Source organism: Paenibacillus dendritiformis, assembly GCF_021654795.1.
In the GTDB taxonomy this organism is placed as follows: domain Bacteria; phylum Bacillota; class Bacilli; order Paenibacillales; family Paenibacillaceae; genus Paenibacillus_B.
Genome location: NZ_AP025344.1, coordinates 1,601,065 through 1,607,500, shown reverse-complemented (window position 1 = coordinate 1,607,500; position 6,436 = coordinate 1,601,065). Strand labels below are relative to the sequence as shown.

The following is a 6,436-nucleotide window of genomic DNA, read 5'->3' as shown; positions in this document are numbered from 1 at the left end:
ATTTTTCAATTGGGGATTCGCTTCAATCATCTCTTGCAAAGGAACGCCCCATGCCTTCGACAGCTTCCACAACGTATCCCCTTCCTTGACCACATGCTTGTGCACAATCTCGTGCCCCGTTTGCGGGTGGCTGGAGGACGGAACTTTAATCTTCATCCCTGCATCGATCTCATTCGGATCCTTCAGCTGCGGGTTCATTTTGATTAATTCCTCTAACGGAACATCATATTTTTGTGAAATGGAATATAACGACTCGCCGTTCTTGACAATATGGATTTTCACGTGTTGTAACCTCCCAAACGTTCATCATCCTCTATCTTTCAGGACACTTGCCCCAGGATCAATTACTACATCCTATGCAGATGATGGGCGTTTGACATCCCTTCATGCAAAAAAATCCTCCCCGGCGTTCAGGGAGGAGTTGTCCGCAACTCAGATATGCATCTATTCGTACACCTTGACGCCGTCCTGCGTCACGATCTCGCGGAAATGCTTGAGCAGATTCAGCGTCATCGGACCGGCTTGTCCGGAACCGATAATGCGGCCGTCAACTTCACGCACCGCAATGACTTCGGCAGCGGTTCCCGTAAAGAACACTTCATCCGCGACATACACGTCATGGAGAGTGAACGGTTCTTCCTTGAGCGTGTAGCCCAGCTTGCCGCACAATTCCATAATGGCCGCCCGCGTAATGCCTTCCAGCGCCCCCAAGTAGCATGGAGGGGTGTAGACAACGCCTTTTTTGATAATAAAAATGTTATCGCTGGAGCCTTCGGCGACATAACCCTGGGCATTCAACATAATCGCTTCTCCGACATCGGCCAGATTCGCCTGGATTTTGACGAGAATATTGTTCAAATAGTTGAGCGACTTAATCTTCGGATTCAAAGCGTCCGGGATATTGCGGCGTTGGGACACCGAGACGGTACGCAGCCCGTTCCGGTAAGCTTCCTCCGGATAAATGGCGAGCTGCTCGACAATAATAATGACACTCGCCTTCGGACACCGGCGCGGATCGAGGCCAAGATTGCCGGCTCCGCGGGAGACGATGAGCCGGATATAGCCGTCGCGCAGCTCATTCCGCCGAATGGTCTCCACCATCGCAGCCTGCATTTCCTCCAGCGTCAGCGGAATGTCCAGCATGATCGATTTCGCCGAGTCATACAGCCGTTCCAGATGCTCACGGCATTTAAATATATTGCCGCCGTAGACGCGAATGCCTTCAAATATCCCGTCCCCGTATAAAAAACCGTGATCATATACTGAAATCGTTGCATTTTCTTTGGTGACATATTGTCCGTTCAAGTATATCCATTGCGACATGGCAAAAGCACCTCCGTATATTGGGCCTACTTGTGTACAGCTTGTTCAAAAGCATAGGTTGGATAAGATCCGAGGATTCGCACCTGGCACCCGATCGCTTCAATTTCCGCAAGCGCGGAAGGGAGCAGGACCGTGTTAAGCCCCATTTCCACGTCAATATAGAAGTAATAGTTGCCCAGCCGGCGCTTCGTCGGACGCGATTCGATCCGCGACAAGTTGATGCGCCGCCACGCAAAGGCGGACAGCACCTGATGCAGCGCGCCCGGGTAATCCTCGGGCAGCATGACCAGAATCGTCGTCTTCAGCTTGCCGGAACGCTCCAGGTTCAGCGGCTCCTTGCCGACAAGGACGAACCGCGTATAGTTATTGTTATGATCCGTAACTTCCGGCGCCAGTACATCAAGACCATGGGTACGCGCCCCCAAAGCGGTACCAATCGCCACCCAACCGCGGCCGGGATGCTGCTTGACCTTATGAACGGCTTCGGCGGTGCTGCCCGTATGCTCCAGCTCGGCATGCGGCAGATAGGTCCGGATGAAGTTCATGCATTGCGCCATTGCGACCGGGTGAGACATCACCTTAACGACCCGGGACCAATCGCCATCGATTTCCGCGCGGCTTCCGATAATATTTTGGATCGACGGATAGACCCATTCCGCTTGGAACGGGATATCCACCTCATGGACAATCCAATCCATATGCAGATTCACCGAGCCCTCGATCGTATTCTCGATCGGAATGACGCTGTAATCCGTCTTGCCTTGAACCGTGGACTGGAACACATCCGATATCAAAGCATAATGATCAAACTGATGCTGCTCCCCGACGAGATGGACCGCGGCCTCATGCGACACGGAACCTTCAGGCAAAAGCGCAATTCTAGCCATAATGAGTTAACTCCTTCTATCGTGATAAGCCTGCACTGTCGCACGCTCGGCGACGACCGCCGCCATATCGTCCCATACTCCGCAGAGCACGGCTCCTTCCCGGCTTATGCCGATCGGCATAACCAGGGATTCGACCCCTTGATCGCGAAGCGCTTGCTTCATATACGCTTGCAAGGGATCGTGCTCCTCCCGGTTGTCCACGAAGGCGAGAAGCGTCGGCCCCGCCCCGCTTAGCGCCACGCCAAGCGCTCCGTGCCGCACCGCCTCGTCCAAAATGCCCGGCATGCCCGGAATCAGCGATGCCCGGTACGGCTGATGAAGCCGGTCGCGCATCGCTTCCGCCAGCAGCTCCGTGCGTCCGCTTGCCAAGGCAGCGACGAGAACGGAGGAGCGGCTGATATTGTAGACCGCATCCGCCATGCCGATGCGCTCCGGCAGCACATGCCGCGCCTTCTTCGTCTCGAGCTCGAACTGCGGAACGGCCACGACCGTTCCGAGACCGGCCGGCGGCTCGAGCCGAATATGGCGAGCCTGCTCGCCATCCCACATGGCCGCGATAATTCCGCCGTACAGAGAAGCCCCCACATTGTCCGGATGGCGCTCGATGGCCGTCGCCATGTCGAACAGCCGTTGATCCGTCATCGGCTGCCCGATGAGCCAATTCGCGGCAGCCAGCCCGCCGATCAGGGCAGAAGCGCTGCTTCCAAGCCCGCGCGTCAGCGGAATCTCGCTGTAGACATCCATGGCGAGCGGACGCTCCTCTGCTCCCGCTTCCCGGAACAGCGCTTGAGCCGTCCGGTAGATCAGATTGCGCTCATCGCGGGGAAGACCGTGAAGCTCGGATCCGTGAAGGCGAATCTGCATCTGCTCCGCCGGCTTCATCGCGACCCACAAATGGAGTTCGAGCGCCATGCCGAGCGTATCGAACCCGGGGCCAAGATTGGCCGTGCTGGCAGGCACGCGTACGAGCACGCCCTCTTCCTTCCACATTATTGTCCACCCTCCAGCTCGCGAATCGCCGTCATGACCGCTTCCTCCGTGTCCGGTACGACGAGCGGCTCCTTCGCCGCCGTCTGGATGGCGATGTTCGGATCCTTGAGCCCATGTCCGGTCAGCACGCATACGACCGATTCTCCGCCGTTGAAGTAACCTTCCCGGTGCAGCTTCAGCACGCCGGCCACCGAGGCAGCCGAGGCCGGCTCGGCGAAGACGCCTTCTCTCGCCGCCAGAAGCTGATACGCTTCGATAATTTGATCGTCGGTCACGTAATTGATCTGGCCGCCGGATTGCTCGGCCGCCTCGACAGCGGTCTTCCAGCTAGCCGGATTCCCGATGCGGATGGCCGTCGCCAATGTTTCCGGGTTCGGAATCGGCTCGCCCTTCACAATCGCCATGGCGCCTTCCGCTTCGAAGCCGACCATCCTCGGCAGCCGATCCGTATGGCCTGCCGCATGATATTCCTTAAACCCTTTCCAGTAAGCGGAAATATTGCCCGCATTTCCGACCGGAATGGCGAGCACGTCCGGAGCGGCCCCCAATTGATCGCACACCTCGAAGGCCGCTGTCTTCTGTCCCTCGATCCGGTATGGGTTGACCGAATTGACGAGCGTAATCGGATGCTTCGCCGTAATCTCGCGCACGATCTCCAGCGCCCGGTCGAAATTGCCCTCGATGGCAATCACTTTCGCCCCGTAAATCATCGCTTGAGCCAGCTTGCCAAGCGCAATGTTATTGTTCGGGATCAGCACGATGCAGTTCAATCCTCCCCGGGCGGCATAGGCCGCCGCGGCCGCGGACGTGTTGCCGGTCGAGGCGCACATAATCGTGCGGCTCCCTTCTTCCATCGCCTTCGCTACGGCCATGACCATCCCGCGATCCTTGAAGGATCCGGTCGGATTCAAGCCTTCATATTTCAAATACATATCCAGCCCGAGCTCTTCCGACAGGCGCTCCGCCCGAATGAGCGGCGTATTGCCTTCCTGCAGCGTCAGCATGGGCGTATTTTCGTTAACCGGCAAATAGCGCTTGTAGGTCTCCAGCAATCCCATATATCTCATTTCTTGTTTCCCCTCTTTGCGTATGGATTCAACCGATTCATGCGGAGCCGCTCGATCAACCTTCGACCCGATAAGCGCTCTTAATCGACTTGATAACAGACAGATGTTCGAAATGTTCAAATACCTTATTCATGCTCGCCCGGCTGGCATAATGCGTAATAATGATAATTTCCGCATCCGGGTTGTTCGGATTTGGCTGCTGCACGACCGAATCGAGGCTCACATCATACTCGGCGAACACTTGCGTAATTTGCGCCAGCACTCCTGCCTTGTCTTCGACGTGCAGCAGGATGAAGTTTTTATAAGCAATCTGTTCGTCGGATTTAAGCTTCTTCTCCTTGTATGGAGTCAGGGCGCGCTGTCCGTTGACGCCCAGCTTCATGTTCTTGATGACCGCGACCAGATCCGCCACGATCGAGGTGGCCGTCGGCATCTCGCCGGCGCCCGGACCATAGAACATCGTCTCGCCTACGGCTTCCCCATACACATAGACCGCATTGAACACGCCGTTCACCGCTGCGAGCGGATGCGCCGTGCTGACCATGGTCGGCTGCACGACGACGCTAATCTGATCATCCTGCCGTTCAGCGATGCCCAGCAGCTTCATTTCATAGCCCAATTTTTTGGCAAAAGCGATATCTTCCTTCTTGATCCGGGAGATGCCGCGCACTTCCACGTCTTCCAGAGAGACGTCCGCATGGAAGCCTAGCGTCGCGAGAATCGCCATCTTGCGCGCCGCGTCCAGCCCTTCCACATCCGAGGTCGGATCCGCTTCGGCATAGCCGAGCTGCTGCGCTTCCTGCAGCACCTCTTCATAGCCGGCCCCTTCCTGGCTCATCTTCGATAAAATATAATTGGTCGTCCCGTTGACGATCCCCATAATCTTCGTAATCCGGTCGGAAGAGAAGCCTTCCATCAGCGTGCGAATGATTGGAATGCCGCCGGCGACGCTCGCCTCGTAGAACACATCGCAGCGCTTCTCCTTCGCCTTCGCCTTGATCTCCCGCCCGTGGAGCGCGATCAGATCTTTATTCGCGGTCACGACATGCTTGCCGCGATCCAACGCCTCCATAATGTACGCCTTGGTCGGCTCGATGCCGCCCATCACCTCGACAACGACGTCGATCTCCGGATCGTCGATAATATCCCGCGCATCTTCCGTAAGCAAATGATCCGGCACATGAATGCTGCGGGACTTGCTCATATCTTTGACGAGCACCTTCCCGATCCGAATCGGCGATCCGACCTGGCTCGCCAGATCCTCCTGATAGGCTTCAACAATGCGAACGACACCCGTGCCTACGGTGCCCAGCCCCAAAAGTCCTACTTTGATTGGCTTCATCTCGTTCCTCCCCTTCGCATCACGCAATCTGTCTATGTGTATTGAAAAAGAAATATTATGTCCAGTGGCCACCCGCTCATGTCCCGCGTTCATGGCCTGCGCCGGCAAGCGGCCCGTCTCATCCTTGCCCGATAACCTGTACCCGCTTCACGCCCGAAATGTCGCGCAACGTCTCAAGCATCATGCCGAACGGTTCGGCAATCAGGGATGTCTCCACCGAGAGAACCACATTCGCCATCCCCTGCAGCGGAATCGTCTGGTGGATCGTGAGCACGTTGCCCTCGAAAGCGGCCACCGAGCTGAGCACCTTCGAGAGGATGCCCGATCGGTGCTCCAAATCCAGCGAAATCGTCACGATGCGCTCCCGCTCCAGTTGGTTCAGCGGAAAAATGCCGTCTTTATACTTATAGAACGCGCTGCGGCTTAGCTCGACCCGCTCCGCAGCCTCGTGAACGGTCTTGACCTCTCCGGCGGCGAGCAGCTGCTTCGCCCGTACCGTCTTGACCACCGCATCCGGTAAAATATCTTCCCGTACCAAGTAGTATCGCTCTGCCATGTGCAGTCCTCCGTAAAAAGACTTTTGTTTTCTTATAGAGGACATTATAGCGGATTCGTATGCGGATTGGCAATAGGAGAAGAGTCAACAATTAAAATTGGATTCATTATACACGAATTGTACGATAATCAAATGCCTTTTTCCTTCGTTTTAACTTTGTTTTTTCCCGAATCACAGAAAAGCCCCATCCGGCCAATTGCGGGATGAGGCTCATGCTCTTCTGTATGATAATTTTCAAGTGACATGTTATGTAAGGAAGATCAATATCCAT

At 55.9% G+C, this 6,436-nt stretch carries 7 protein-coding genes (1 of these 7 cut by a window edge); all 7 read right to left on the bottom strand.

The genetic code is table 11. The features are described from left to right. Positions 1-282 carry the 5' portion of a LysM peptidoglycan-binding domain-containing protein gene (locus tag L6439_RS07015; protein WP_213468964.1) on the bottom strand. 1,587 nt of this gene lie to the left of the window's left edge, so the window shows 282 of its 1,869 coding nt (coding positions 1-282); the start codon lies at positions 280-282; its stop codon lies off the left edge, out of view. A gap of 162 nt (positions 283-444) precedes the next feature. Next, complete coding sequence (gene ilvE / locus L6439_RS07010; protein ID WP_213468963.1) at positions 445-1,323, bottom strand: branched-chain-amino-acid transaminase; 879 nt, start codon at positions 1,321-1,323, stop codon at positions 445-447. Positions 1,324-1,349: 26 nt separating this feature from the next. Then, complete coding sequence (gene pheA, locus L6439_RS07005; RefSeq protein WP_168182017.1) at positions 1,350-2,210, bottom strand: prephenate dehydratase; 861 nt, start codon at positions 2,208-2,210, stop codon at positions 1,350-1,352. Positions 2,211-2,216: 6 nt separating this feature from the next. Next, on the bottom strand, positions 2,217-3,200 hold the full coding sequence (gene thrB / locus L6439_RS07000; protein ID WP_213468962.1) for a homoserine kinase: 984 nt from the start codon (positions 3,198-3,200) through the stop codon (positions 2,217-2,219). Next, the gene (gene thrC / locus L6439_RS06995; protein ID WP_213468961.1) at positions 3,200-4,267 is read right to left on the bottom strand and encodes a threonine synthase; all 1,068 of its coding nucleotides are present in this window, start codon (positions 4,265-4,267) and stop codon (positions 3,200-3,202) included. Before thrC ends, thrB begins: the two co-directional genes overlap by 1 nt. 55 nt (positions 4,268-4,322) lie before the next feature. After that, the gene (locus L6439_RS06990; protein WP_213468960.1) at positions 4,323-5,609 is read right to left on the bottom strand and encodes a homoserine dehydrogenase; all 1,287 of its coding nucleotides are present in this window, start codon (positions 5,607-5,609) and stop codon (positions 4,323-4,325) included. 118 nt (positions 5,610-5,727) lie between these two features. Continuing rightward, positions 5,728-6,165, bottom strand: coding sequence for an ACT domain-containing protein (locus L6439_RS06985; RefSeq protein ID WP_006676703.1), 438 nt, complete (start codon positions 6,163-6,165; stop codon positions 5,728-5,730). Positions 6,166-6,436: the final 271 nt, after the last annotated feature.